Annotated in this window: 27 protein-coding genes, 1 tRNA gene and 1 pseudogene; 10 read left to right on the forward strand and 19 right to left on the reverse strand. The window is 59.0% G+C overall.

Annotated features, from left to right (window positions below):
- Window positions 1-5 precede the first annotated feature (5 nt).
- The 10 genes from CCX46_RS16345 to CCX46_RS16390 all read right to left on the reverse strand — a co-directional run bounded on the left by CCX46_RS16345 (window position 6) and on the right by CCX46_RS16390 (window position 10,930).
- A complete protein-coding gene (locus CCX46_RS16345; RefSeq protein ID WP_127928072.1) occupies window positions 6-635 on the reverse strand; it encodes a DNA repair protein in 630 nt (209 codons plus the stop codon).
- Between the two features lie 17 nt (window positions 636-652).
- Window positions 653-2,350: a putative porin gene (locus CCX46_RS16350; RefSeq protein ID WP_122608459.1), complete on the reverse strand. Its 1,698-nt coding sequence runs from the start codon at window positions 2,348-2,350 to the stop codon at window positions 653-655.
- 39 nt (window positions 2,351-2,389) lie between these two features.
- Window positions 2,390-3,094 carry an energy transducer TonB family protein gene (locus tag CCX46_RS16355; protein WP_127928074.1) on the reverse strand — a complete coding sequence of 235 codons (705 nt, stop codon included), beginning with the start codon at window positions 3,092-3,094 and terminating at the stop codon, window positions 2,390-2,392.
- A 3-nt stretch (window positions 3,095-3,097) separates the two neighbouring features.
- Window positions 3,098-3,523 carry an ExbD/TolR family protein gene (locus CCX46_RS16360; protein WP_007915482.1) on the reverse strand — a complete coding sequence of 142 codons (426 nt, stop codon included), beginning with the start codon at window positions 3,521-3,523 and terminating at the stop codon, window positions 3,098-3,100.
- Between the two features lie 11 nt (window positions 3,524-3,534).
- Window positions 3,535-5,331 carry a DUF2341 domain-containing protein gene (locus tag CCX46_RS16365; RefSeq protein ID WP_127928076.1) on the reverse strand — a complete coding sequence of 599 codons (1,797 nt, stop codon included), beginning with the start codon at window positions 5,329-5,331 and terminating at the stop codon, window positions 3,535-3,537.
- 14 nt (window positions 5,332-5,345) lie between these two features.
- The gene (locus CCX46_RS16370; RefSeq protein WP_127928078.1) at window positions 5,346-6,944 is read right to left on the reverse strand and encodes a ShlB/FhaC/HecB family hemolysin secretion/activation protein; all 1,599 of its coding nucleotides are present in this window, start codon (window positions 6,942-6,944) and stop codon (window positions 5,346-5,348) included.
- A gap of 56 nt (window positions 6,945-7,000) precedes the next feature.
- Entirely contained in the window at window positions 7,001-7,612 is a 612-nt protein-coding gene (locus tag CCX46_RS31170) for a transposase (protein WP_007915478.1), read from the reverse strand.
- Between the two features lie 273 nt (window positions 7,613-7,885).
- Entirely contained in the window at window positions 7,886-9,094 is a 1,209-nt protein-coding gene (locus tag CCX46_RS16380) for a DSD1 family PLP-dependent enzyme (protein ID WP_177413906.1), read from the reverse strand.
- Between the two features lie 74 nt (window positions 9,095-9,168).
- Window positions 9,169-10,497 (reverse strand): D-arabinono-1,4-lactone oxidase, encoded by a 1,329-nt coding sequence (locus CCX46_RS16385; protein ID WP_177413907.1) that lies wholly within the window; start codon window positions 10,495-10,497, stop codon window positions 9,169-9,171.
- 76 nt (window positions 10,498-10,573) lie between these two features.
- On the reverse strand, window positions 10,574-10,930 hold the full coding sequence (locus tag CCX46_RS16390; protein WP_127928084.1) for a c-type cytochrome: 357 nt from the start codon (window positions 10,928-10,930) through the stop codon (window positions 10,574-10,576).
- A 365-nt stretch (window positions 10,931-11,295) separates the two neighbouring features.
- Here CCX46_RS16390 and CCX46_RS16395 point away from each other — a divergent pair, with 365 nt between their 5' ends.
- The 4 genes from CCX46_RS16395 to CCX46_RS16410 all read left to right on the forward strand — a co-directional run bounded on the left by CCX46_RS16395 (window position 11,296) and on the right by CCX46_RS16410 (window position 15,469).
- Window positions 11,296-12,921, forward strand: coding sequence for an NADP-dependent glyceraldehyde-3-phosphate dehydrogenase (locus CCX46_RS16395; protein WP_127928086.1), 1,626 nt, complete (start codon window positions 11,296-11,298; stop codon window positions 12,919-12,921).
- 130 nt (window positions 12,922-13,051) lie between these two features.
- On the forward strand, window positions 13,052-13,402 hold the full coding sequence (locus CCX46_RS16400; RefSeq protein WP_038368661.1) for a DUF3302 domain-containing protein: 351 nt from the start codon (window positions 13,052-13,054) through the stop codon (window positions 13,400-13,402).
- Between the two features lie 5 nt (window positions 13,403-13,407).
- On the forward strand, window positions 13,408-14,367 hold the full coding sequence (locus tag CCX46_RS16405) for an HlyD family secretion protein (protein WP_127928088.1): 960 nt from the start codon (window positions 13,408-13,410) through the stop codon (window positions 14,365-14,367).
- A 61-nt stretch (window positions 14,368-14,428) separates the two neighbouring features.
- Entirely contained in the window at window positions 14,429-15,469 is a 1,041-nt protein-coding gene (locus CCX46_RS16410) for an FUSC family protein (RefSeq protein ID WP_177413863.1), read from the forward strand.
- Window positions 15,470-15,472: 3 nt separating this feature from the next.
- Here the strand turns inward: CCX46_RS16410 and CCX46_RS16415 are convergent, their stop codons facing one another.
- The gene (locus CCX46_RS16415) at window positions 15,473-16,366 is read right to left on the reverse strand and encodes a DMT family transporter (protein WP_127928090.1); all 894 of its coding nucleotides are present in this window, start codon (window positions 16,364-16,366) and stop codon (window positions 15,473-15,475) included.
- 138 nt (window positions 16,367-16,504) lie between these two features.
- Between CCX46_RS16415 and CCX46_RS16420 the strand changes: the two genes are divergently transcribed.
- Together CCX46_RS16420 and CCX46_RS16425 are read left to right on the forward strand one after the other, a co-directional pair.
- Complete coding sequence (locus CCX46_RS16420) at window positions 16,505-16,942, forward strand: Lrp/AsnC family transcriptional regulator (protein WP_064381847.1); 438 nt, start codon at window positions 16,505-16,507, stop codon at window positions 16,940-16,942.
- A 57-nt stretch (window positions 16,943-16,999) separates the two neighbouring features.
- Window positions 17,000-17,317, forward strand: coding sequence for a YceK/YidQ family lipoprotein (locus CCX46_RS16425; protein ID WP_127928092.1), 318 nt, complete (start codon window positions 17,000-17,002; stop codon window positions 17,315-17,317).
- An 86-nt stretch (window positions 17,318-17,403) separates the two neighbouring features.
- On the opposite strand, the gene CCX46_RS16430 is transcribed toward CCX46_RS16425, so the two are convergent.
- Window positions 17,404-18,075 (reverse strand): Bax inhibitor-1/YccA family protein, encoded by a 672-nt coding sequence (locus CCX46_RS16430; protein WP_007915443.1) that lies wholly within the window; start codon window positions 18,073-18,075, stop codon window positions 17,404-17,406.
- A 122-nt stretch (window positions 18,076-18,197) separates the two neighbouring features.
- Here CCX46_RS16430 and CCX46_RS16435 point away from each other — a divergent pair.
- From CCX46_RS16435 to CCX46_RS16445, 3 genes are all read left to right on the forward strand, one after another.
- Window positions 18,198-18,285 (forward strand) — tRNA-Ser (locus CCX46_RS16435).
- 209 nt (window positions 18,286-18,494) lie between these two features.
- Window positions 18,495-18,704, forward strand: coding sequence for a hypothetical protein (locus CCX46_RS16440; RefSeq protein WP_127928094.1), 210 nt, complete (start codon window positions 18,495-18,497; stop codon window positions 18,702-18,704).
- Between the two features lie 258 nt (window positions 18,705-18,962).
- On the forward strand, window positions 18,963-19,508 hold the full coding sequence (locus CCX46_RS16445; RefSeq protein ID WP_064391023.1) for a DUF4145 domain-containing protein: 546 nt from the start codon (window positions 18,963-18,965) through the stop codon (window positions 19,506-19,508).
- A gap of 322 nt (window positions 19,509-19,830) precedes the next feature.
- Here the strand turns inward: CCX46_RS16445 and CCX46_RS16450 are convergent, their stop codons facing one another.
- Window positions 19,831-20,061, reverse strand: coding sequence for a hypothetical protein (locus CCX46_RS16450; RefSeq protein ID WP_064391022.1), 231 nt, complete (start codon window positions 20,059-20,061; stop codon window positions 19,831-19,833).
- A gap of 271 nt (window positions 20,062-20,332) precedes the next feature.
- On the opposite strand from CCX46_RS16450, the pseudogene CCX46_RS16455 reads away from it, so the two are divergent.
- A pseudogene (locus CCX46_RS16455) lies at window positions 20,333-20,541 on the forward strand (hypothetical protein).
- Between the two features lie 45 nt (window positions 20,542-20,586).
- Here the strand turns inward: CCX46_RS16455 and CCX46_RS16460 are convergent.
- From CCX46_RS16460 to CCX46_RS16485, 6 genes are all read right to left on the reverse strand, one after another.
- Window positions 20,587-21,324 carry a GGDEF domain-containing protein gene (locus tag CCX46_RS16460; protein WP_127928096.1) on the reverse strand — a complete coding sequence of 246 codons (738 nt, stop codon included), beginning with the start codon at window positions 21,322-21,324 and terminating at the stop codon, window positions 20,587-20,589.
- 312 nt (window positions 21,325-21,636) lie between these two features.
- A complete protein-coding gene (locus CCX46_RS16465) occupies window positions 21,637-22,140 on the reverse strand; it encodes a lysis system i-spanin subunit Rz (protein WP_064391164.1) in 504 nt (167 codons plus the stop codon).
- The gene (locus CCX46_RS16470; protein WP_127928098.1) at window positions 22,140-22,673 is read right to left on the reverse strand and encodes a glycoside hydrolase family 19 protein; all 534 of its coding nucleotides are present in this window, start codon (window positions 22,671-22,673) and stop codon (window positions 22,140-22,142) included. The genes CCX46_RS16465 and CCX46_RS16470 overlap by 1 nt, the downstream gene beginning before the upstream one ends.
- 49 nt (window positions 22,674-22,722) lie before the next feature.
- Entirely contained in the window at window positions 22,723-23,772 is a 1,050-nt protein-coding gene (locus tag CCX46_RS16475; RefSeq protein WP_127928100.1) for a phage late control D family protein, read from the reverse strand.
- Window positions 23,773-23,870: 98 nt separating this feature from the next.
- A complete protein-coding gene (locus CCX46_RS16480) occupies window positions 23,871-24,077 on the reverse strand; it encodes a tail protein X (protein WP_127928102.1) in 207 nt (68 codons plus the stop codon).
- Window positions 24,052-24,897 (reverse strand): phage tail protein, encoded by an 846-nt coding sequence (locus CCX46_RS16485; protein ID WP_127928104.1) that lies wholly within the window; start codon window positions 24,895-24,897, stop codon window positions 24,052-24,054. The genes CCX46_RS16480 and CCX46_RS16485 overlap by 26 nt, the downstream gene beginning before the upstream one ends.
- Window positions 24,898-24,906 lie beyond the last annotated feature (9 nt).

The raw sequence follows: 24,906 nt of genomic DNA on the forward strand, positions 1-24,906 counted from the left end.
GTTTATCAGTGCGTGAGCGCGGCTTGCGGCGCGTCGAATTGAGTCTTGTAAAGGTCATCACCGAACCCCTGGGCCAGTTCATCGAACTTGACCCGGGCGCTGCCCGCGAAGGGCTGGCGGATCTTCATCACCTCGGCCACGTCGATGTTTTCGTAGGCAGTGAGGATCTGCTTGGCGATGCCGTACATCTGCTGATTCTTGACTGAACATTGCTGCACTTGTGTGTCACGTTCAGCCAATTGCGCTTGAAGCTTAGACCGTTCTGCCTCTTTGGCACGGGCCATGACCAGCAACTCGTCATAGGCCTTTTTGAACTTGCCGGTCTGCTCGGCGCTGGCCGCCACTTGTGCCTGCGCCTGGCTGTGCAGGCTCTGTTGCTGTCCGGCCAATTGCTCGGCAACGCCTTTGACCTTGGCCAGCTCAGCGCTCAATTGCTTGATTTGCGCCTGCGCAGCCTTGGCTTCGTTTTGCGCCGCCAGTTGCGCGGCGCTGGCCTGGGCCTGCTGACTTTGCAGGGCCTGCAACTGTTGCGTGGTGCTGCGCAATTGCGTGCGCAGGCGTTCTTCCATGCCTTCGGCGTTCGCACCGGTAGCGCACAACAAGCCGAGGCTCAGCCACAACAAACGCGTTTTCATAACCCTCTCCCGGCGCCTTAGAAGCGCGTGTTGATCTCAAGCTGCAAGACGTCGATGTCGAACGGCGCGCCGTACACCGCTTCGGTGCTCATCCAGCGACCGGTGGCGTAAACGTTCTTCGCCAGACCGTAGTTGCCGCCGATGAAGTAACCCTTGGCATTGGTGCCGCCGAGGTGGAACGAGGAGTCGTTGAAGCCGTCCGGCAAGGCATCGGGCTGGATGTACTTGTAGCCAGCGAACATGTTCCAGTCGCCCTGCTTTTTCAGGTCCAGCGCGCTGCCGAGGGTGAACTGCACCATCCACGCATTGGCGCCGCTTTCGATGTCGCCGTTGCTGTCGAGGTTGTTGACGATCTGCCCGGCCGAACGCTTGCGCATGTCGCCTTCGTCGTAGGCGAGGTTGTGGATGTAGTTGCCCTGGCTGCGCAGTTTGAAGTCTTCCGGCAGGTCGGCGTCCCACACCACGTTCAGATCAAGCAGATTGAACTCCGAAGCGAGGCCAACAAACTGCGGCTGCGGCGTGGTGGTCGGGTTGAGCGGATTCGGCGTGATGTCGCGCAGCAAGAACACGCTGTTGCCCTTCTGCATGAACGCCGCGCGGCTGCCATCGCTGTCGCAACCCGGCGCGCCGGCCCACGGTTCGCAAGGGCTGGAACGCTGGCCTTGAATGTCGTCGAAACGGTAGTAAGCCAGCGCACCTTTCAAGCGGTTGTTACTGTTGATCGCCCATTTGGCGCCGATCTGCGCGCCGTACAGCCACTTGTTGTCGCTCTCTTCCTTGTCGAAGCCGTTGCTGCTGGCGGTGTCGTTGGTGTAGTCCACCGGGAACGCACCGACGGTGCCGAACACACCCCAATCGCGGTTGAGCTTGTGGTCGAAAATCGCTGCCACGCCGTCGAAATTCAAATCGTTGGAATAGAGCATGTCGGTGGACATGAACGGGTTGGCGAAGCGCCCGCCGGTCAGAGTCAATTCATCCGTAGGCTTCCAGTTCAGATAGCCCTGATCGAGCCAGATGTCCTTCTTGGCGAAACCGCCGCCGAGGCTTTGTGTGGTCGACACCGGGTTGTTGTCCGAGCCGGTGCCGATACGAATACCGGCGGTCCATTGCGGTGAAATCTCCGCTTTCATGCCCAACCGTGCGCGGATGCGGAACTGATTGGTGCGGTCTTCGCGGGTGTTGAGCAGCGGCGGCAGATTGGTGCTGCTGTTCGGATTGACGTCGTACGGGCCGTTGTTGTTGAGCTTGGCGAAGTCGACGATCTCGTTGCTGTTGCTGTCCGAGTAGTAGCGCGATTCGTTGCGCAAGCGAATGTCGCCGTCGAAACTGATGCGCGCCGCCCATTCCGGGAAGCTGTTGGGCGCGGCCCAGTTTTCCTGTTTGGCAGTGGCCATGACTTCGGCTTTGACCTGGTCGCGGATCTGGTCGCGCACCGCTGCCGGCACGTATTGCACACGGACATCGCCCGGCGCCGCCACTGGCCCGGCCGCCACGGCGGTGGATGCCGCAGCTTGTTTGGCCTGCGCCGCTTCGTTCTGCGCCTGAGCGATCAGCGCGTCGGCCTTGTCCTGTTTCAAAATGCCCTGCTCGACCAGCAAGCGGATCAGATTGATCGTGGCGTTCTCCGAGGGCGCGGGCGCTGCCACGGCCTGACCGACCAGGGTCGCAATGACCATGCCGACCGCCAGGGACAATCGATTCACGTTGGAAATCATCTGCACACAACTCCTTTTGGCAAAGCGTAAATAAGTGAATTAACCCGGACGCCGCCCTTGCAGGGACAGGCGCACAGGCAACGTGATGGAGGCCGGTGGCCGTTCACTCAGCGCCGGGGCACCGCGCAGCGCCGCCAGCACCTGAGTATCGATTTCGGGATTGCCGCTGGACTTGATCAGCTCGACCCGGGTGATCTCGCCAACGCTGCTCAGCCAGACATCGGCCTGCAGCGAAAACGCAAGGTTGCGCAGTTCGGGGTTTTCACGCAGCAAGCGCTGGAAGGTGAACGCCAGAAACTGGCTGTACGTCCCCGTGCCCAAACGTCCGCCGCCAGCTCCGGCCATGCCGCCACCCTTGCCCGCGCCGATGTTGAAGGCGTCGCTGCCGCTTTGAGCATCGCCGTCCATTTGCATCGGGTTGGCCAGATCGTCCGCCGGGGATGGCGGCGCTTCTTCCTCGGGCTTGACCTCTTCTGGCTCGGGCGTTGGCTCCGGCTCGACGACTTTTTCCTCCACCGGAGTTTCTGGTTCTGGCGGTTTTTCCGGCGGCGGAGGTGGCGGTGGCGGCAACGGAATGATCGTCGGCACCTTCGGCGCTTCGCGGCGGATGCCGCTCATGTCATTGGCCCACTGCCACAAAAACCACGCAGCGAGCGCGCCGATCAGCAAGCCGGCGCCCCACTTCGCATAACGCAGCACTGGCTTTTTCACCGGCAGCGGCTCGATCGGGAGTTGTGCGGTCATGACTCAGCCCTGACTCGGTTTGCCGGTGACGAGACCGACCTGGGACAGTTCGAGCCGGCGCAACAGATCCAGCACTTCGATGACTTTCTGGTACTGCACCGTCGCGTCGCCGCGCACGATCACCGGGAAATCCGGGCTCTGCGCCTTCTCGATGCGCAGGCGTTCTTCGAGCTCGGCGAGGGTCACCGGGTAGGCGTCGAGAAACACCTGACCGCCGTCGTTGACCGAAATCGCCTTGGTCTTGGCCTCGGACAGCGACACGGAAGCGCTGGCCTTGGGCAGGTTGATCTGGATCCCGGAGACCTGCGCGGTGGCGGTGAGGATGAACATCACCAGCACCACCATCAGCACGTCGACCAGTGGGGTGATGTTGATGCTGTCCACTGCTGCATCTTCGTCATCGTCGTGGGAGGCATTTACGGACGCCATGTCAGTGCTCCTCAGGCCGGTAGAGAGTGGTTGGCGTGATGGCCGCGATGCGACGACTCACTGAACTGACTCTCGCCGTGCATCTCCGCCAGACGGGTGATGAACTCATCGACGAACACGCGCATGTCGGCGCTGACTTCCTTGTTGCGCGTGATCAGGCGGTTGTAGCCAAACAACGCCGGGATCGCGACGAACAGGCCCATTGCCGTGGCCAACAACGCGGCGGCCATACCGGGAGCAATGGCGTTGATGTTGACGTCGCCGGCCATTGCGGTGCCGAGGAACACCACCATGATCCCCAGCACGGTGCCGAGCAGGCCGATGTACGGGCCGCCGGCGATGGCGTTGGACAGGGTCGAGAGTTTCGAGCTCAGTTGCTGGTTTTCGCGGGTGCGCACGCCGTCCATCGAGCAGCGGATCGCTTCGATGGTTGCGGCGGAAACCGACGAGGTATCAGCGCCCTGCTCGCGGCGGGTGCGGATCTCTTTGACTGCCACCAGATACAGGCGCCACAGCGACGAATGCTGCAGGCGTTGGGCGAGTTGCGTGTCGTCGGCGAACATCTCCAGACGTGTGCCGACCTTGGCGAACTGCACGCGGAAGTCTTCGTTGGCGGCAGACACGCGGCTGAGGCTGCGGTTCTTGCGCAGCATGATGATCCACGACTGGAACATCATCAGCACCAGCACGGCGATGATCACCCAGGCGTCGATTGGCACCGCATTGAGCAGGAAGCCGAGGCTGCCGAAACCGAAACCGGATTGTTCTTCGTCGACACCGTAAGCGACCAGTTTCGACTCGGCGCCTTGCGAGGTGGCGTCGGCGAGCAACAGCGCTGCCGGGCGCGAAACCTTCGACAGACGCAACTCATCGATAGCGCCCACGAACGGCTGGAACGGACCTTCGTGCACGTCAGCGCCGATGGCCATGACCGAGTTGAAGGCCGGCATCGCCTGGGCGAGCGTGGCCGCTTCGCGACCGTTGATGAACAGGGTCACTTTCGCGCCTTCAGCGGTCAGCGCGACGTGCTGCCATTGGCCGGGATTGAGCGCTTGCGTGGCGACAGCGCGTTGGCCATCGATTTCCACGAACGGCACGCCTTGGTTGGCGCCGATCAGCAAACTGTTGGCGCCTTCGCGACGGGCGAGAATCAGTTGCTCGCCATTGGCTTGATCCAGGCGCAGCCAGGCACTGAAGGTGAACGAACTGCCGGCGTTGTGTTGCAACGAAGGGCTGGCCGGCAGCAACAACGGCTGGCCGCTGAACTGCAAGGCGCGCCCTACTACGCCGTCAATCGCCGCGCCGGTCGCGCTTTGCGCAGTGTTGCCATACGCGGTGGTGTCTTTCGCCGGGGTGCCGGTGGCGCCGTCGAAGTGATACAGCGCGGTGTAATTCGGATCAAAGGTCAGTTGGCCGTTGCCGGTCGCCGGGGCCTTCTGATTGCCGTAATACATCCAGATGTCCTGGCGCTGACCGCCCTCGACATTCGGCACATCGACCCAGATCAGCGCCATGCCCATCAGCGCGTCGAAACTTTCGATCTGGTGGTTGAGCACGGTCTTGTCATCGGCGGCGACGAAGCGCAGATCCGCGCCGTCCTCTTTCACGCCATCGAAGGTGAAGTTGCCGGTGTGCAGGCGCACCAGTAACGCGGTGCGGCCGAGGGCCTGATTGATCGCCGCGCCTTGCGGCGTGGTGTCGACGGCAATCTGTTTGCGGTAGTGCCAGTCGTCCTGCCACCAGGCCTGAGCCGTGGCCGGGAGCACGAAGCCCAGGCAGATCAACAACGAAAGAAAGAGGCGCTGCATGAACGTGCTCCTTGTCAGAAAGTGGCTTGAAGGTTGAAGTGCAGGCGCGATTCCTGTTTCGAGGTGTTCGGCCCTTCGAGTAGCGGGTAGCCCCAGTCGAGGCTGCCGGATAGCCATTTGCTCAGGCTGGCGCGGGTGCCGAGGCCGACGCTGGCCAAGGCGTAATTGGCGTCCTGATCCGGCAGTTCGTCGCGCAGGTAAAGTTGTGCGCCTTCGGCGAAGGCATAGAAACGCCAGTCCTGCATCCACGTGCCGGCGTACTTGGCCAGCGACGGCGTGCGCACTTCCTGACTGAGCAGCAAGCCGTCATCGCCGGTGCGTTCGGCTGCCAGATAGCCGCGCACTGAAGTGGCGCCGCCGGCGGAGAATTGTTCGTTGGAAACCAGTGGCCCGGACGCCAACTGGAACGCCGCTTTGCTCGCGCTCTGCCAGTCGCTGTCGAAGGTCCAGGTGTAATTGGTGTCGCCCTTGAGCACGGCGAAACTCGGTTTGGCGCGGTAGCGTTTGTAGTCGAAATCTTCGTCGGAACTGCCGTAGCCGAAGATGCTACGGGTGGCGGCGACCAGGCTCAGGCCGAGGCCGAGCTGGCTCTTCTCGGTGTAGCGATAGCCGTTGTAGGCGAAGGTGAACGGTGCGTATTGCAACGGGACTTTGTCGCTCTCGCCGGACAGGGTCAGACGTTCGTCGAAGTCCTTGAAGTCGATGCCGGCCGACAGCGAGTTCGACCAGTTGCCACTCGATGGCAACGTGTAAATCGCCGACACGCCATAGGAATGGCCCTTGCCGAGCACGTTGCTGCCGCCGATGGTGGCGACGTTACTGTCGGACTGGTAACCGGAGAACTGCACACTCCAGCGATCGGTCAGCGGCGCGGTGTAGGAACCCGACCAGACCTTGGCGTTGTCGGTTTCCTGCGGCGCGGTGAAGTACGTCAGCGAGATGCTGTGGCCGAGCTGCCAGAGATTGTTGTAGCCGAGGCTGGTGACGGTGCGCAGCTTTTCCGTGTCGGCGCTGTAGTCGTTGTTGAGGCCGACGCTGGCGGTCCACGGATTCTGGTCTTCGACCTGCAAATCGACGTCCATGGTGCCGGGGCGCTGACCCTCGCGCACCAGCGGCATCACTTGCCGGCCCGGCGTCTTGTTGAGCTGCGCGAGTTCGCCCTGGACCTTGGCGAAGTCCGGTACCTCGCCTTCCTTCAGCGCCGGGACGTCGTCGCGAATATCCAGCGGCGAATAGTGTTTGGCGCCGACCACACGCACGCGGCCGACCTTGGTTTCGCTGACTTGCAAGTAGACGATGCCGTCGGCCACCGCTTGCTCCGGCAGCTCGACGAACACTGATTGATAGCCGCGCTCCTGATAGGCCTTCTGCAAGGCGTCCCGCGCGGCTTCGATATCGGTGAGGGCTTTTTGCGGGCCGAGGAACGGGTACACCGCTTCTTCAATCGCCCGCGCATCGAGCACGGTGTTGCCGCGCACGAAGTATTCGTTGACGTCGACCAGACGCTGGGCCGCCGCGTTTTCGGCAGCCTCTTCGGCCAATGCCGGCTGCGCGCCCGCCGTCACCAGCAGCCAGCCCCACAGCGCCAGCCGTGACTTGAAAATCGGTTCCACACTACCCCCTGAATTCGCGATGACCTGTTGGCGTTTCGAACGCCGCGTGTATGGCGTCAATTGCTGGCTGTCGAGGCGCAGGCGTGTTTGCCCAGCCACGTGTGCAAAAGCGCGAAGTTCAGCGAGAACTCGGGCATTTGCAGCAACGCGCCGCAGAACACTTCGCCAATGATTTTTTGAATGAGCAGCACCGCCCGTGGCTCGTTGAGCAACGTGGCAATGTCGCGACTGAGGGCATTGAAGCTCCAGACTTTCTGGTTCAGGCCAAGGCCAACGAACCAGCGGAACAGCAGGTTGTAGTTGAGCTGTTCATACAGTTGCTGTTCGCTGGGCACCGAATACAGCAGTTGCAGGAGCAGGATGTGCATCACCGTTTGCGCGGGGATCAGCATGCCGGGCTCGGCATTGAGGTCGTGCAGGAGCTCGCGGTGGGCATCGAGCAAATCGTCGATCTGCGGGCGCAGCAACACCAGCGAATGGCCCGGCGGAATGTAGCTGGAAACCTCTTTCAAGGCGCCCTGCCAGTCATCCTGCGAGACGATCCAGACCCACGGCGCTCCGTAGCGATACACCGAAACCGGCTTCTTGCGCGCGGCTTCGACGATCTTCGACAGGCGTTGATCGAGTTCCTGCATGCCCACTTTCGAGTAGCGTTCCATAGTCCCCATTGCCTCACTCCCGGCGTCCCGCCTCGGCTTGTGAAAAGCGCCCTGTTGGGCCCCTCAAGCGCGTTACATAGGCATGACCGGACTGGCGATGTGCTACCGAACTTTTGTCATAAAAGCTTCATTACAGAATTGATCGGGATTTAACAGACAACACAAAACCCTGTGGGAGCGAGCCTGCTCGCGAAAGCGGTGTGCCAGTCAATTAGAAGGTGACTGACGGGACGCTTTCGCGAGCAGGCTCGCTCCCACAAGGGGATTGTTTGTGGTTGGAAGTCAGGTGTAGACGGGCCAGGTGTCGACGATCTTGCCGTTGCGCACGGCGAGCAGATCGCCGAATTGCAGGAGCACGGCTTCGGTCTGGGTCGGGCGCAGGAAGACTTGATCTTCGATGGTCAGGCCGACGGCGCTGGAGCCATTGACCATTTCCTGATTGGAGCTGCGGCCATACACGCCGTTGCTTTGCAGACCAGCGGGCGATTCGAACTCGGCCATCCAGTTGCCGCCATAGATGAAGAAAGTCTGACGCTGATTCGCGTCCCACCACGAGAACAGTTTTGACTTGTCATCCAGCGCCGGGATGTTCACAGCCCCCGTGCTTTTTAGAACTGGCGTGGCGATGTAGGTCGCGGGCACATGCGCGGTGAGCGATGGCAAATCATAGTGCGTCGGTTTGAGCATCGCCGTGCCCACAGAAACCTCGGTACTCAGTTTCTCGTTTTCGTGAATGCGATAACTCGGGCTGCCCGCGGTGTTCAGGCACAAACCGTCATGCCACAACACGGGAAATTGCTGCCGGGTGAAATCGACGCAGCGCTGATAAATCACCATGACCTTGGCGAACAGCTCCTCGGGCGAGCCGAGAACTCCCGGCACGCCCATGCCCACGAATGGGTCGTAACCCATGAACCCGGCGAATTCCAGATGCTGCGGGTTGGCGCTGATCAGCGTGAGCATTTGCCCAAGGACATTCACATCACTGACGCCGCCACGATGCAGGCCGACATCCAGTTCGATGTTGATGCGCATCCGTGTGCCCAAGCCCTGCGCCAACGCAAGGTATTGCTGCAAACGTTCAGGACTGTCGAGCAGCCATTGCAGTTGCTTCGCGGGATCGAACGGGCCTTTGTGGGATTGATAAAACAGCTCTGCCGAACGCACCGGCAATGGCTTGCCGAGCAGAATGTCGGACTGCGGAAAAACCTGCGCATCGTGATTGAGAAACGGCTGATGAAACGACATCAGCTTCTGCGTTCCGGCACGTTGTGCGATGTAGCTCAACAGCCCCGGTGACGGCAGCGACTTCTCCACCAGACGCAATTGTTTGCCGCCGCGCTTGACCGATTGCATCACCACATCAATGTTGTGATCGAGACGATCGAGATCGATCAGCAGCACCGGGCGCATCGGGCCGTTTTCCTTTAACTCTTTGTTCAGTGCGCGGAAATATTCGCTGTACGGCGCACCGCGATCGCCCGGCCGCAGCCACGCGCCAACACCCACCAACAACGCGCCGACACCCAATGTACCGAGGAGAAAATTGCGTCGATTGACCGCCATCAACTCACCCCCAGAATCGACGCCAGATGCGCATTGAGAAAGCGTCCGCTCGGATCCAGCGCCTGGCGCACGTCGACAAACTCGCGCCAGCGCGGATACAGCGGTTGCAGGTTTTTTGCGTTGAGCGTGTGCAATTTGCCCCAGTGCGGCCGGCCGTTGTACTTCCAGAAGATCGGTTCGACCGCCGCAAAGAAGTTGTGATGATCCATCTGATAATGCTGGTGCACCGAGATCGAACAGCTGTCGCGGCCCTCGAACATGCTCAACGCAATGTTATCCGCCTTGACGTAGCGGTACTCGATGGGAAACCAGGTGCGCAGGTCCTTGTCCTGGATCAGCTTGAGAATTTCGCGCAGGCACGCCGGGCCGTGTTCGGCTGGCACGGAATATTCCATTTCGTTGAACCGCACGGTGCGCACGTTGGCGTAGATGTCGAACGAGTCGCCGACGCGGTCATCGAAACTGGCCAGATGGCGCAAGCTGTTGAGCAGCGTGCGGCGCAGGTCGGGTAAGTCGCTGCCGTACTTGTCGATCTTTTCGATCAGGGTGACGAACTCGTTGCCGCCCTCTTCTTCCGGACTGATCGGCGGCGTGGCCGGGTCGTCGGTTTCGTTGAGGGCGATGGACAAGGCGTAATCGGAATGGGTGACGACGAGCATTTCCCAGTGCTGGTTTTCACTTGTGTTCTTTTCGAGGTCCTCGAGCAACTCTTCGGTCTTGGCGATCCATTGGCGTTCGCGCAAGCGGTATGCCGGGCGGTTTTGCAGGCGAATTTTCGTGGCGACGCCGAGCGCACCGAGGGAGACGCGTGCGGCGTTGAATACTTCCGGATGCCGTTGGCTGTCGCAGTCCAACACTTCGCCATTAGCCGTCACCAGTTGCAGGCCGCAGACATGCGCCGAGTAGGACTGGAAGTTTTTTCCGGTGCCGTGGGTCGACGTGGCAATGGCTCCGGCGAGGGTCTGGTAATCGATGTCGGCCATGTTCTGCAAAGCCTGGCCGATGTCCTTAAGCGGCTGCCCCATGCGTGACATCGGTGTGCCGGCGGCGAATTCGGCTTGCTGGGTTTTCGCGTCATGATCGAGCAGACCATTGAAGTAGCTCAGCGACAACAGCGTGCCGTCGGTGGGCACCAACGCGCTGAAGGAATGCGCCGAACCGACCGGGCGGATCTTGCCTTGTGCCTGCTGGATAGCGGCCACCAGCTCATCAAGATTCTTCGGCGCCAGTCGCGCCGCCGGCAGGCAACTCTGCCCGCCCGACCAGTTGCGCCACGGAATCAACCGTGGCGCGCGCAGCAATTGGCCCAATGCCGGGTGACTCACCAGCGCACTGAACGCACCGACGATGCTTGCCCGTTGCAACAACTGACGCCGTGTCAGATCCATGGTCATGCCGGGCACCTTATTGTGGGAGGGGCTGGTCGGCCATGAAGCCGATCAATTGCAGGAACTGTTCTTCCGAGCACTCGACGCACTGGCCCATCGGCGGCATGCCGTTGTAGCCGTTGATGGCGTGGTCGAGCAGCGTGTCGGCGCCCTGCCGGATGCGCGGTTCCCAGGCTTTGCGGTCGCCGGTCAGTGGTGCGTTGGCCGCCGGGTTGGCGTGGCAGAGCTGGCAGCTGTTGGTGTAGATCTGCGCCAGTGCCGGGTCTTTGGGCATGGCGTTGTTGTGGATGGTGGCCGGGGGTTTGGGGTCTTCGCCGCAGCCGGGCAGCGCCACGGCCAACGCCAGCAGTAGAGTGAGTCGGATTGCCCGCATAACGGCCTCGCTTATTGTTGTGCTCACACCTTAAGGCAGCGGCTGCTACGGGTTGAGGGCATTGCGGGACAGCGAGGGGGGCAAACGGGGCCAGCCCTCTCCCCCGATGATCGTTCCCACGCTCTGCGTGGGAATGCCTCAAGGGACGCTCCGCGTTCCAATGGGACGCAGAGCGTCCCGGGCTGCATTCCCACGCGGAGCGTGGGAACGATCAGGCCAGCGGTTTCGTGCTCTCCTTAAAGCTCTGTTTTGCGCCTCTGCGTGACATTCGGGTGACATTTGCGGGTTTAAATTCCGGCGCATTCAGGCGTATAACCTGTGAAGGCTTTTTGATCTGCATACGGACATCAACACGGGGTAGCGACATGACCACAGCAAACATCCTTGGCAATCTGTTCCCTTCTGTCAGCGACATCCCGGAAAAATACCGCCTCGACGCTCAGGTCGAGCAACGCGAATATCTGGTCGACGGCCAGTTGCGCCGCTGGGACGGCCCGCTTGCCACCGTGCGCAGCCCGGTCTATCTGAAAGGTGACAACGGCGACGAACAAGTGATTCTCGGCAGCACGCCGCTGCTCGATGCCGACACCGCCCTCACCGCCCTCGACGCCGCCGTCCGTGCCTACGACCGTGGCCAGGGCCTGTGGCCGACCATGCGCGTGGCCGAACGCATTCAGCACGTCGAAGCCTTCCTTGGCCGCATGCGCCAACAGCGCGATGCCGTGGTGAAGCTGTTGATGTGGGAGATCGGCAAGAACCTCAAGGACTCGGAAAAAGAGTTCGACCGCACCTGTGACTACATCGTCGACACCATCAATGCACTCAAGGAACTCGACCGCCGCTCCAGCCGTTTCGAGCTGGAACAGGACACCCTCGGGCAGATCCGCCGCGTGCCGCTCGGCGTCGCCCTGTGCATGGGCCCTTACAACTATCCGCTGAACGAAACCTTCACCACGCTGATCCCGGCATTGATCATGGGCAACACCGTGGTGTTCAAACCGGCCAAGCTCGGTGTGCTGCTGATCCGTCCGTTGCTCGAAGCGTTCCGCGACAGCTTCCCCACCGGCGTGATCAACGTCATTTACGGCAGCGGCCGGGAAACCGTCAGCGCCCTGATGGCCAGCGGCAAGATCGACATCTTTGCGTTTATCGGCACCAACAAGGCTGCCAGTGACCTGAAAAAACTGCATCCCAAGCCTCACCGCTTGCGCGCTGCGTTGGGTCTGGATGCGAAGAACCCCGGCATCGTCTTGCCGGAAGTCGATCTGGACAACGCCGTCAGCGAAGCGGTCACCGGTTCACTGTCGTTCAACGGCCAGCGCTGCACCGCGCTGAAAATCCTCTTCGTCCATAAAGACGTGGTCGACAGCTTCATCGAGAAATTCAACGCCAAACTGGCCACGCTGAAACCGGGCATGCCGTGGGACAGCGGTGTGTCGCTGACGCCGCTGCCGGAATCAGGCAAGGTCGATTACCTGCATGGTCTGGTGGCGGATGCGCGCAGCAAAGGCGCCGAAGTGGTCAACCCGAATGGTGGCGAATCCCGCGAATCGTTCTTCTACCCGGCGGTGCTCTACCCGGTGAATCCGCAGATGCGTGTGTATCAGGAAGAGCAATTCGGCCCGGTCGTGCCGATCGTGCCGTACCGCCATCTCGATACCGTGATCGACTATGTACTGGAGTCGGATTTCGGCCAGCAGTTGAGCATCTTCGGCACCAACCCGGTGGCGGTCGGCCGACTGGTCGACACCTTTGCCAACCAGGTCGGGCGGATCAACCTCAACGCGCAATGCCAACGCGGTCCGGACACCTATCCGTTCAATGGCCGCAAGAATTCGGCGGAAGGCACGCTGTCGGTACACGATGCGTTGCGGGTGTTCTCGATCCGTACGCTGGTGGCGACCAAGTTCCAGGACAGCAACAAGGACCTGATCAGCGAGATCATTCGCGGACGTGATTCGAGCTTCCTGACCACCGATTACATCTTCTGATCGACTGTCACCGGAATCGTGAATAAGCAAAAAGACGACGGCATCCGCTTCTGATCCAAAGTCGCCAAGCGCCCGGCAAATCAGTGGCTACACTGATGCCAGCACTGTGCTGGATGCCGGGAGCTTGACCATGCTGGATTACTTTGCGCTAGGGGTTTTGGTGTTTGCCGGGCTCGTACTGTTTTACGGGATCATCGTGTTGCACGACATTCCCTATGAGATTGCCGTTCATCGTAAACACCCGCATCAGGATGCGATCCATGCCACTGGCTGGGTCAGTCTGTTCACGCTGCATGCGCTCTGGCCTTTCCTGTGGATCTGGGCGATGGCCTATCGAGAAGATCGCGGCTGGGGTTTCGGTGACGGTAAATCCGTGCAAAACCATGTCGTTCGCCTGGAGCAACAGGTGGTCGAACTGCAAGGACGCCTCGAACGACTCGAAGCGCTGAATGCCACTGCTCCCCACAACCGGGAGGGCTGAACACCATGGATCTGCTCCTTATCCTGACTTACGCCGCGATCTGCGTCGCAGTATTCAAGATCTTCCGTATCCCGCTGAACAAATGGACGGTGCCCACCGCCGTACTGGGCGGCATCCTGATGATCGGCGCCTTGATTTTTACCATGAACTACAACCATCCCTACTCTGAGGTGGCGCGCACGTACTTCGTGTCTGTGCCGGTGATTCCCATCGTCAGCGGCCAGGTGATCGACGTGCCGGTGAAGGGTAACGAGCCGCTGGAAAAAGGCGACGTGCTGTTTCGCATCGACCCTACGCCGTTTCAAAACCGGGTGAAATCGCTCAAGGCGCAATTGATCGCCGCCAAGGGTGATCGCTACCGGATCACCGAATTGATCCGACGCAACTTCGGCACCCAGCGCGAACTGGATGCGGCCATCGCCCGCACCGATGATCTGCAGGCGCAGCTGGACAACGCCCAGTTTGAGCTAGACAACACCACCGTTCGCGCGCCGAGCAAAGGCTTCGTCACTCACGTGTCCTTGCGGCCGGGGATGATGGCGAGCAAGTTGCCATTGCGTCCGTCGATGGTGTTCATTCCCGAGGAAGGCCAATATTTTGCCGCGTGGATGCGCCAGAACAGCCTGCTGCGCCTGACCGTCGGCGACGAGGCAGAAGTCGCGTTCGACGGCATTCCCGGCAAGGTGTTCGCCGGCCGGGTGAAAAACGTCATCGGTGTGATTGCCGAAGGCCAGGTGCAGCCTTCCGGCACACTGATCGGCTACACCGGTTCGCCGCCGGCCGGGCGTGTGCCGGTGATCATCGAAATCACCGATCCGGCCTTCGCCCAGTACAGCAAGCTGATGCCGGGCGGTGCTTACGGGCAGGCCGCGTTGTACAGTCAGCACTTCCATCACATTGGCACGATGCGCAAAATCCTCCTGCGTATGGCAGCATGGATGAATTACATTTTCCCTTTCCATTGACCTGAAGCCCAATCACGAGAGGCCCGCACTGAGTACTTACAGCACCCATCGACTTCCGCCCTTGCTGCGTCGTGTCCTGCGTCCGTTGCTTGATCCTTATCGACGCTACCGGCACGCACGGCTGATTCATGCGGTGCGCGTGGCCCTCGGCTTGCTGGCAACGATCCTGCTGACCACCGGCATCAACCTGCCCCACGGCGAATGGGCCTCGGTGACCATGCTGGTGGTCATCGGCGGTTTGCAGCACCACGGCAACATCGGCAAAAAAGCTGCCGAACGCGCCACGGGCACCTTGATCGGTGCCGGTGTCGGTTTGCTATTGGTGGCTCAGCAGGCGTGGCTCGGCATGCCGTGGCTGACGTATTTTGCGATGGCGGTGGTCTGCGGTTTCTTCTCTTATCACGCGATTGGCAAAGGGGGTTATACCGCCCTGCTCTCGGCGATTACCGTGTTCATTGTCGCCGGACATGGTGACAACCCGATCACCGACGGCTTGTGGCGCGGCGTCGATATTCTCATCGGGATTGCCCTCGCTCTGGCCTTCTCTTTTGCCCTGCCGCTCTACGCGGTGTATTCGTGGCGCTACAACCTCGCCGATGCCCTGCGTGATTGCGCTACGGTGTATGGGCGGATCATCGGCGGCCAACCGGTCAGCGCCGATGAGCATTTGAAATTGATGGGCCGTCTCGGCGCGGTGATGGTGCAGTTGCGTTCACTGATGCCGTCAGTGTCCAAGGAAGTGAAGATTTCCATGACCGAACTCGATGCCATCCAGCGCAATCTGCGCATGTGCATCAGCACACTGGAAATCCTCGGCAACACGCGACCGGATGCCAACGATCCAGAAGCCATGGCCCATCTGCAATCAGCGCTGAAGGCCGAGCACCGGCAGATTCGCGTGCAATTGATCGGCATGGCACGAGCGTTGAAAACCGGCGCTTCGCAACGCCTGGACAAGCCGCTGGAGTTGCCGGAAGCCCACCTCGATGCGCCGGTTTACAGCACGCTGGATGGCTACCGACTGTTGACCCGGCAACTGGCGGCGAACATCGGCGAGATGCGCCAGCGCCTGGCGAAAACCGCGCCGCACTGGAACATCTGAGGGTTACTGCGCGGCCAGTCGCCGGGGCTTCAGGCCCCAACCCTGCTGCATGCCGGCAGCGGCCAGCAGGATTGCCGCGACACCGACCCATTGCAGGGTTTCCAAGCGATGGCCGAACGCGAACCAATCGACGAAGATCGCCGCAATCGGGTAGATGAACGACAATGCGCCGGTCAATGCGGTCGGCAATTTCTGGATGGCGCCGTACAGCAGCACATACATCAGGCCGGTGTGAACGATGCCCAGCGTCACCAGACTGGCCCAGGCACTCGGTGCTTGCGGCAATGCGCTGAAATGCGCGAACGGCGCCAGCAGCAAAATCCCGGTGCACACCTGAATCAGCGCTATCAGATGCGGTGGCGTGCCGGTCAGGCGTTTGATGATCAGCGCGGCAATCGCATAGAGAAACGCCGCGCCCAGCGCCAACGCAATGCCCATCAGATAGTCGTTGCCGCTTTCACTTTGGGCGCCGTGAGCGCTGACGATCGCCAGCATGCCCATGAACGAGATTGCCAGCCAGAACAGTTTTTGCAGGGTGATTTTTTCGCCCAGAAACAGCGCCGCCAAACCCACCAGCATGAACGGCTGCACGTTGTACACTGCCGTACCGATGGCAATTGAGGCCTTTGAGTAAGAGGCAAACAACAGCACCCAGTTACCGACAATCGCCATCCCGCTCAGCACCGCGAGCAGGAAGGTGGTACGGGTCAGAATGCCCGGGCGCAGGAAGCCGAAAGCGGCACAGATCAGCAGCAAGGTGCCGGCACCGAACACGCAACGCCAGAACACCACGTCCAGCACCGGCTGCCCGGAGACCAGCACGAACCAGCCAATTGTCCCGGAAATCAGCATGGCAGCGGTCATTTCGAATGAGCCGCGACGGATTGTATTGTCCATCTTCAATCTCCTGTCTTTGTGACAAAAGTATGCCAAGCGAACCGACAGGCGCTCCAGAGCAAAAAGCAGGCTAAACTCGAAATCTGCCTTTTTTATCGTGGGTGGTTTTCATCAATCGCCTAATGCTGGAGTTTCTTCATGACTGACGATATTGATCAGATCCTCATCGGCGCATTGATGGAGGATTCGCGGCGCTCGCTCAAGGCCTTGGCACAAATCAGCGGATTGTCGTCGCCGAGCGTGGCTGAACGGTTGCGGCGCCTGGAAGAGCGCGGTGTGCTCAAGGGCTACACCGTCGAGATCGATCCGAAGTGTTTTGGTTACCAATTGCAGGCCATCGTGCGGGTGCGACCACTGCCGGGACAGTTGCAGGAGGTGGAGCGGCAGATCCTGTCGATTCCCGAATTCACCGAGTGCGACAAGGTGACGGGCGAGGATTGTTTTATCGCGCGCTTGCATGTGCGCTCAATGGAACAGCTGGACACCCTGCTCGACCGCCTCAATACCTTAGCCGAAACCAACACCGCGATCGTTAAGAAGACACCGGTGAAGCGTCGTTTGCCGCCGATGGCCTAAGTGCTTTTTCCACACGTTCGGCGTAGATTGAAGTTTTTCCGGCGAAGGATTGGCGGTATGAAAGTTCAGGCAATGATGCTGATGGCATTAGTGTTGAGTGGTTGCGGGACAGTGCAGACGGTCGTGCGCGACGACCAGGTTGCCATAGACGATTTGAAATCGAACAAATCCTATTGCGGGGCGGTACCACGGATCTACAGCGGCGTGATGTATGACTTCTGCAGTCTGCATGCACCGATAGACGAAGGTAACAAGTACAACGCAGCCCTGCCCGGCTGGGCGATTGATGCCGTGGCTTCCGGGGTGCTCGACACCTTGTTGCTGCCCTACACCATTTACAAACAACAGACTGACGGCAGCATCGTTATCAACTGAATAGTCCCGGGCACGGGACAGAACCGCTTTCCTGCAGACAACAAAAACCCGCCGAAGCGGGTTTTTTGTTATTTCACAGCCAGCGATCAGTCGTCGCGGCTCATGATGCCGAAGATCTGCAACAAGCTGATGAACAGGTTGTAGATCGATACATACAGGCTGATGGTCGCCATGATGTAGTTGCGCTCGCCGCCGTGGATGATGGCGCTGGTCTGGAACAGGATGCACACGGACGAGAACAGCACGAAACCTGCGCTGATCGCCAGTTGCAGGCCGCTGACCTGGAAGAAGAAGCTTGCCAGCGTTGCACCCAGCAACACGAAGAAACCAGCGGTGATGAAACCACCGAGGAAGCTCATGTCCTTGCGGGTGATCAGCACGTAGGCCGACAGACCACCGAACACCAGCGCGGTCATCGCGAACGCCGAGCTGACCACTTCAGCGCCGCCCTGCATGCCCAGGTAACGGTTGAGGATCGGGCCGAGCAGGAAACCCATGAAACCGGTCAGCGCAAAAGCGGACACCAGGCCCCACGCGGAATCACGGAGTTTGTTGGTGAGGAAGAACAGCCCGTAGAAGCCGATCAGCACCACGAAAATGTTCGGGTAGCCAACACGCATCTGCTGTGCGACGAAAGCCATGACGCCGCTGAATGCGAGGGTCAGAGCCAGTAGGCCGTAAGTGTTGCGCAGGACGCGGCTAACCTCTAGCTGCTCAGCCTGCACGCTGTTATTAACTGCGTAATCCTGTTCGCGCATGGCGACACTCCTGTTGGTTTGAAACGTTCAGTCGCAAAGATCATAACAGACGCTCTGTAACAAGCCATGCAGAGAGTTTGACAGTGTGTTTCATTCAGGTATTATGGCGCCCGCAACGCAACGGAGGTGTGGCCGAGTGGTTTAAGGCAACGGTCTTGAAAACCGTCGACTGTAACAGGTCCATGAGTTCGAATCCCATCGCCTCCGCCATATTTGGTACCGACAAAGCCCTGATTATTCAGGGCTTTGTCGTTTCTGTTTGATGAGATTTCCGCCGCGCTAGCTGAAGCGTTACAAAACTTTTTGGTCCGCGTTACAAAACTTTCTGCTCGTTCTCCCTTCTCCGGTGTCCTGCCAAACGTAAAACACCCTTCATGTAACACGGTGCTACGCTGGGCTATCTCACGGAGGAACGCCCAATGCCAAATTCTGATCTGCTCCCTTCCCTGCTATTCAAGATCAACGAAAACCAGCTCGCCCTCGAGGCCGCCATCATGGAACTGTCCAACTGGGTTGAGCAGCGCGGATCGGCCGATGTCGCCGAGAACGTTCGCGGTGCACTCTGGACAATCGACAGGAACGAAGAATTCATCAAGATGACGCTCGCGGTACTTATGGCTCCCGAATGACAGAAGTCTGTCCAGACCGTCGCACTCGCCCCTAGCACCCCATGCAGGGGACTGAAAAAACCTAATCTGTTGTTTTAAAGGATAAAAGCCATTTTCTTTCATGGCAAAACAACCGATTTTTGTGCTCATGCGAGCGGAAACGTGCGGCGTCCGACGTAGGTTTTGCGCAGAATCCGTCTGCAAAGGCGTCCTACAAAATTTAGACCTAGATATCCTCAAGATGGGATAGCATCAACTGCCATCAGAAGGAGGCGGAACATGTCTTGGGTAAACATAGCGGGGATCGTTTCAAAGCAATTTAAGTGCGGGTTCTGCAACAACACGGTAGCGAGTTCAAGAGGCTATTACTCGTCAGAGAATCAACACATCTATGTTTGCAGCCATTGCTCAAATCCGACGTACTGGGGAAATGGAAAGTCTCAGCTCCCCGGAATTTTGCCTGGCAACAACGTTGCTCACCTCCCCAAAGACCTAGAGTCTCTTTATGACGAGGCTAGACAATGCACGGCTGCTGGTGCATTCACCGGCTCTGTCCTTCTGTGTCGAAAATTGCTCATGAACATAGGGGTTTCTCAGGGGGCGGCCGAGGGAGAGGCGTTCATAAGTTACGTGAACTTTCTCGCGGATGCAGGCTATATACCGCCGAATGGGCGTGGATGGGTCGACCACATCAGAAAAAAAGGAAATGAAGCTACGCACGAGATTGCACTTATGACCCAAGATGACGCACACGAACTCCTAGCGTTTGCAGAAATGCTGATGAAATTTATTTATGAATTTCCCAGTAAGGTTCCCTCCGCTTAACCGTGACTTTTGTGGTGTGGGCAAAAACTGCCCACCACTATGTCAAGGTGACCCCGAATAACTCATGATCCTACAGTTAGTCGACGCGATAATGGAACTACGCATCTCAAATGATCGAAGACGGATTCCGTTGGGGTACATCTCGCCTTATCCCCCCAACACACCACTGATGCAGCAGTATGGGCTGGAACAGTGCATAGGCCACGCACTACGCGGCCCTCAGCATTTAACTGTCTAAAACCATACCGTCATTTATACGCGTTTTAGGTCAGTGAATACGCGGTAGACAGGGTTAGTTTTAGACAGAAAATCAGCCCATTTTCTACACGGTCTTGCCGTCAATCCTCACGCTGGCGGTGCCGGTGTCAGAATTCGGAATCCGCACCTCCACCCGCTTACCCGATTCGGTAGTCACCGTAATGACCACACTCGTGGGAGGCGGCCGCAGATCATCACCGCATATCAGTTCTACAATGTCCTCTCCTGACGCGCTCTCGCCGAACGGATCCCACAAATCGCCGTTAACGAGCGGTGCAGCAACCTTGATTGACATCCCGTACTTCCGCTTGGTTAGGTTTGTAGTCTGACGCTACCAGATGCGCAGGAAATATTCCTGCCTCACACCTGGGAAAGCTAGAGGGGGCGGATTAGCTGGCGTTTTTGGTCTGGGGGGTTTAAAGGGTTTTAGGGGGGGTATTTATCCCCTAAAGTCCCCCTCAGAAACACAGAAATGGTACAAAAAGTGGTACGGCATTTTGCATTCCCAGCGCCCAACCAACTCCCGCCTCCCTTGCTGTATATGCTTCATCCCCAGGGGAAAGCAAATGCCTAACTCTGGCCTGCTTCCCTGCCCTAAAAACTCAACGAAAACCAACTGGCGCTAGAGGCAGCCATCATGGAGCTTACGCTTTGGGTCGAGCAACGCGGAGCTACTGAAGTCGGCAGTAATGTCCGCAGCGCCCTGGAGACCATCGATAAAATCGAGGAATTTATCAAGATGACGCTCGCGGTGATGATTGCCGAAGTGACTTAAAAATCGACAGCTTTCTGGGTTCATTCGTACAGCCCACGACCTGTGTCACTGGTCGGTTCGGACCACACAGTTCCTTCCTTGCTTTTTGGCTAAATTTTCAGCTTCGTTGGCTTTCGTCCGGACATCATCAACAGCGAGGTCGCCTGGTTGTGAACAGCAGGTCCCGATAGAGAGAGTAATATTTACATCGATACCATTCACATCAAATCGGCGTGCGGCGGCTTGTTCCAGCAACCTCTTAGCGAAGGCTTCGGACTCCAGCGCACTAGTGTTGCCAAGCAGCACGATGAACTCGTCTCCACCGACACTGTAGCCATAACCCCGCGTTTTAACCAAATCGGCGATAAATATCATGAAGGGTTTAAGCACATATAAGTCCACGATAGTTTCAGTGTGCTCAGTGTTAAGGTCTTTGAAATGATCAATATCGAAGAACAAAAACCCGACGGGTTTACCTAATTCGGTCAAGGCCTGAAAGTCTTGCGCAAGCTGCGTTTCTGCTCTGAGAATCTGGAATTTTCCATACTTTACCGACGATTGTTGCGCAAGAAATTTTGTGGCAGCCATCAAATGGTCGATTGCCCTTAAGAACTCCTTCTGCGAGATATAATTCCGCAACTCAGGTAAAGCGGTGAGATCTCTATGCTTCGAGTTTTTATTTTGTGCTTCCTTAAGTAATCCATTGAACTGAGCTATGAGGGCATTTTCGGCAAGGTAGTCGCCGTTCCCTTTTGCTCGTTCGGCAAGGTCTTCTATACTCGCTCTTAGATCAAAATAACTCATATCTCCCCCCCTGAACACCCACCAATGGCGTGGGTAAATCAGTGACGCTACTATTTTGTAGACAACCTGTCCAATGCGAGCCCGTTCGAGTGAGTTCCGCCACCCGATTCAAATTCATTACCTACAGGCGCTCATTACGAACAGACTGAGTAATGTCGAGGTAGTTTTAGAGAGCGTTTTAGCACTTGCCGGCGCCGCTTACTCAGTTCGCCACTCATTGAGAGATGGAGGCGAAAATAGAAACCCCAGAAGGGCCAACCTCCGGGGCTTTGCTTTTTGGCTCATGTTAATTTTTCCAACCTGAAATGTAGGTCATCGCGCCACGTCCCTGACGTAAGCTTGGCACGCCGCCAGTGCAATCAGTCCTTGGTCGCCGGCGTCGGTGATTCCGACAATTCGTTGAGCATGCGCCGGGTCAAGTTGGGCGCGTACGGCTGCATGATCCACGCCGCCGGCGCCGGGGGCGGCAGACACTGAACAGCCACCGGCTGAATCCGCGTCGAGGAGGACTGACAACCGCAGATCAGAAGTGGCAAGGCGATCGCGCAAGCGATCTTGGTCACGTTGGGCATCGCTCATTTTCCTGAAGTGGGTTTTCTCACTGGCCGCCAGCCGCTGCTCGAGCGCCAGACGCTTGTCCTGCTCGGCCTGCTGCGCGGAAGCTGCGGCTTGGGTCAGTTGATTGAGGGTTTCGGCGTGCAGTTGGGATTGCTCCGCCAACTGCTTTCCGTAGCGCCAGTCCTGAAACTGCCAGGCACTGCCGGCGCCGCTAAGCACTAGCAACACCGCACCGACCGCTTTCCACGGTACGGCGATCACGCCAGCACCGCCCGCGCACGCGACCAGATATCCAGTCGATCCTGCAAGCCATTCAATCCGCCATTGATTCGGCGGGTGATCGTGTTGAGCTGGTCACGGTCAGCCAAGTCGTTCAGCCCATTTTGTTTCCAGAACCATGCCGCTGACATAGTGGCATGCTGTGGCAACTCGAGCAGCTCGGGGAAACTGATCAGGTCAAGGCCCAGCGCCTCGCCGCACGCCACATAGTTCGCTCGGCCGGTGATCTGAATCAGGCCGCGTCCACGGTACTTCGAACCGTCACCGGATTGGGTATTGCCCAGATCCGCTCGACCCTCGTATTTCGTTTGAGCCGGAGTCGGTCCCCAGATCTCCCGGACGTAGCGCAGTTGGCCAGACTCATGGCCGATCTGGGCGATGAACGCGGCAACACGCTTGCTACCGACAATTTGGTAGCGCTGCATTGCTGTATTCAGGACAGGTACAAAAACGCCCGCGACTGGGCGGGCGTTGGGGAGGATCTGCAGCAACTGCTGCTGAGTGAGCGACATAAAAACTCCAGACGTAAAAAAGCCGCACTCAAGCGGCGATGGGATGCGGTTACTGTTTCTCGATGGTCACCACCTTGAGGGGTGGTTTAGCCTCTTTCTTTTTCTTGCCCTTGGATTTACCAGCTTTGCCGGCATTGCATTCGACCGTGGTCGACCAGCCGGACTGGGTGAACACCTGCTCGACCGAATCCGCCAGGTACTCGCCATCAAGCCCAACCTTGAAACCCTGAGCGATGATGGGACGCTCGGCGAAGATGTCCGTTCGGCCGGGCATCTCCAACCGCACATCGGCGGTCGAGCGGTTGAATGCTGACAGACGGGCCTTGGCCGCCGCTTCAGCAGCGGTCTTGTTGGGGTAGATATGGCGGTCGGTATGCACGGCCGGCAGGCCGTCCGGCGCATCATCATTGTCGATGGTGACCACCTCCAGCTTGCCGTTCTTTTTATCCTGGTGCTTGGTGGCCACCGCCTTGTGTGAGTTGCGATCACCGAGACTGAATTGCCAACGGCTGAGGTCGCGTCGAGTCAAGGTGATAGCGCCAAATGCTTTGCCGCTGGCAGTCTGTCCACCTTGGCGCGGCATCACCAACAGCTTGCCGTCGGCGACCTTGGCGGTGCAGTCGTATTGCTTGGCCAGCCGGGTGATGAAGTTAAAATCGGACTCGTTGAGCTGATCGACCCGGGCGACCTTGGTCGACACCGGACACACCGGCGTCCAGCCATTGCGCGCGGCGACGTCAGCCACGATCTTCGACAGCGGCACGTCTTCCCAGCTCCCGCTGCGGATGGTCTTGCCACTGCCACGCACGTCGCTGGCCTTGCCCTTGATCACGATGGTGTCGGGCGGGCCTGACACCTCAATCGTGTCCACGGTGTAGCTGCCCATACGCGCCAAGGTCGTCTCGGTATAGCCCAGGTAAATCTCGATTGAGCTGCCGCGCCTTGGCAATTGAACTTGCCCGTCACGGTCGTCGATACGCAACTCAAACTCGTCGGACTCCATGCCCGGCTTGTCAGAGGTACGGAGCTGCAACAACCGATCATTGATCTTGGCCGTGACATCAGCCCCATCAGCGACGATTCGAAACATCGGTGTCATGGATTTTTTCCAATAAAAAACCCGCACAAGGCGGGCCAGAAAAACAAGGTGTCGTTACGCGTAACGCGACGCGGCGCCGGCGAAGGCATCGCCCCGGGTCAATCCCACAAGCTGACGCCTTCACTGGTCGGGCTTGGCAAATCCGGCAGGACGATAATCACGCCCGACCGGAACGGCTGAGGTTCATCAGCCAGCCCCTGATTGACATCGAGCACAGCCTCGACGCTGCCATTCAGATGGCCGTAAACGTTGTTGCAAATGACATCGAGCATGTCGCCGTCAGACGTCCTGCATGTCTTCGCCATAGCGCTCAAACTCCAGAGTGAAGCCCTGTTTTCGAGCAATCCCGCCGTGGAGCAGCGCGGATTGTTCCTCGTTGATGTTTTTCAGGCACCACGTTCCGATCACCTCGCCATAACCCGTGGTCAGAGTCAGCGGCTGCAGCCTGGCCCCGATGGAACGTAGTGTGTCGAGCTGCTTCAACCCGCCCTTGAAGCCCGGGTAAATCGTGCCCTTGAGCGTCAATTTTTCATCGCCCATACCGACGGCCTGCTTCGCCGGCCGGCGCGTCAACCGCTCCTGCGACGCCCAGCGGAATTCGGTCGAACGGCTCAGCTCGTCGAAAGCTGCCGTGTCCAGGTTGAAGTAATACGGCTCAATCTTCGGATCGCGCGGCTGAATGATCATCAGGTGCGGGAACGGCTTCACCGCTTCCGGCGCCGGCGTGGCCTCCACGGCAAAGGAACTGGTGGGCACGATGTTGGCCAGCGACGGACTGACCTTGCCGGCAACGTTGTTGATCGCCGTGGCCGCCTTGCCCGCCTGTTCCTTCAATGTGCCCAGCCGCTCCTGCACTTCAGCCGCCGCCCGGGTGGCGCGGCCGTACACCGCCGCCACCTGACCGACCTTGGCTTGAGCTGCGTCGACGCCGCGCATCACTCGCTGAAGTTTGGCGCCGATTGCCGGGCCAACAAACGGGATGTTCTCCAGCTCGGACGCGGCGCCGGTCAGTTCGCGGATCGCGCCGTTGACCGGGGTCAGCATGCCGTCGGCACTGCGCCGCCCGGTTTCCGCTGCATCCACCAGATACTTCAGACTTGATTGCATCTGCTCCATGTAAGCCATGAAACCTCC

Origin of the sequence: Pseudomonas sp. RU47, assembly GCF_004011755.1 — a bacterium.
GTDB lineage: Bacteria > Pseudomonadota > Gammaproteobacteria > Pseudomonadales > Pseudomonadaceae > Aquipseudomonas.

What these genes read in the sequence shown, in the direction of transcription:
- CCX46_RS16345 (WP_127928072.1), bottom strand. Translation starts at nt 635, where the DNA reads ATGAAAACGCGTTTGTTGTGGCTGAGCCTCGGCTTGTTGTGCGCTACC.
- CCX46_RS16350 (WP_122608459.1), bottom strand. Translation starts at nt 2,350, where the DNA reads ATGATTTCCAACGTGAATCGATTGTCCCTGGCGGTCGGCATGGTCATT.
- CCX46_RS16355 (WP_127928074.1), bottom strand. Translation starts at nt 3,094, where the DNA reads ATGACCGCACAACTCCCGATCGAGCCGCTGCCGGTGAAAAAGCCAGTG.
- CCX46_RS16360 (WP_007915482.1), bottom strand. Translation starts at nt 3,523, where the DNA reads ATGGCGTCCGTAAATGCCTCCCACGACGATGACGAAGATGCAGCAGTG.
- CCX46_RS16365 (WP_127928076.1), bottom strand. Translation starts at nt 5,331, where the DNA reads ATGCAGCGCCTCTTTCTTTCGTTGTTGATCTGCCTGGGCTTCGTGCTC.
- CCX46_RS31170 (WP_007915478.1), bottom strand. Translation starts at nt 7,612, where the DNA reads ATGGGGACTATGGAACGCTACTCGAAAGTGGGCATGCAGGAACTCGAT.
- CCX46_RS16390 (WP_127928084.1), bottom strand. Translation starts at nt 10,930, where the DNA reads ATGCGGGCAATCCGACTCACTCTACTGCTGGCGTTGGCCGTGGCGCTG.
- CCX46_RS16395 (WP_127928086.1), top strand. Translation starts at nt 11,296, where the DNA reads ATGACCACAGCAAACATCCTTGGCAATCTGTTCCCTTCTGTCAGCGAC.
- CCX46_RS16400 (WP_038368661.1), top strand. Translation starts at nt 13,052, where the DNA reads ATGCTGGATTACTTTGCGCTAGGGGTTTTGGTGTTTGCCGGGCTCGTA.
- CCX46_RS16405 (WP_127928088.1), top strand. Translation starts at nt 13,408, where the DNA reads ATGGATCTGCTCCTTATCCTGACTTACGCCGCGATCTGCGTCGCAGTA.
- CCX46_RS16415 (WP_127928090.1), bottom strand. Translation starts at nt 16,366, where the DNA reads ATGGACAATACAATCCGTCGCGGCTCATTCGAAATGACCGCTGCCATG.
- CCX46_RS16420 (WP_064381847.1), top strand. Translation starts at nt 16,505, where the DNA reads ATGACTGACGATATTGATCAGATCCTCATCGGCGCATTGATGGAGGAT.
- CCX46_RS16425 (WP_127928092.1), top strand. Translation starts at nt 17,000, where the DNA reads ATGAAAGTTCAGGCAATGATGCTGATGGCATTAGTGTTGAGTGGTTGC.
- CCX46_RS16430 (WP_007915443.1), bottom strand. Translation starts at nt 18,075, where the DNA reads ATGCGCGAACAGGATTACGCAGTTAATAACAGCGTGCAGGCTGAGCAG.
- CCX46_RS16440 (WP_127928094.1), top strand. Translation starts at nt 18,495, where the DNA reads ATGCCAAATTCTGATCTGCTCCCTTCCCTGCTATTCAAGATCAACGAA.
- CCX46_RS16445 (WP_064391023.1), top strand. Translation starts at nt 18,963, where the DNA reads ATGTCTTGGGTAAACATAGCGGGGATCGTTTCAAAGCAATTTAAGTGC.
- CCX46_RS16450 (WP_064391022.1), bottom strand. Translation starts at nt 20,061, where the DNA reads ATGTCAATCAAGGTTGCTGCACCGCTCGTTAACGGCGATTTGTGGGAT.
- CCX46_RS16460 (WP_127928096.1), bottom strand. Translation starts at nt 21,324, where the DNA reads ATGAGTTATTTTGATCTAAGAGCGAGTATAGAAGACCTTGCCGAACGA.
- CCX46_RS16470 (WP_127928098.1), bottom strand. Translation starts at nt 22,673, where the DNA reads ATGTCGCTCACTCAGCAGCAGTTGCTGCAGATCCTCCCCAACGCCCGC.
- CCX46_RS16475 (WP_127928100.1), bottom strand. Translation starts at nt 23,772, where the DNA reads ATGACACCGATGTTTCGAATCGTCGCTGATGGGGCTGATGTCACGGCC.
- CCX46_RS16480 (WP_127928102.1), bottom strand. Translation starts at nt 24,077, where the DNA reads ATGGCGAAGACATGCAGGACGTCTGACGGCGACATGCTCGATGTCATT.
- CCX46_RS16485 (WP_127928104.1), bottom strand. Translation starts at nt 24,897, where the DNA reads ATGGCTTACATGGAGCAGATGCAATCAAGTCTGAAGTATCTGGTGGAT.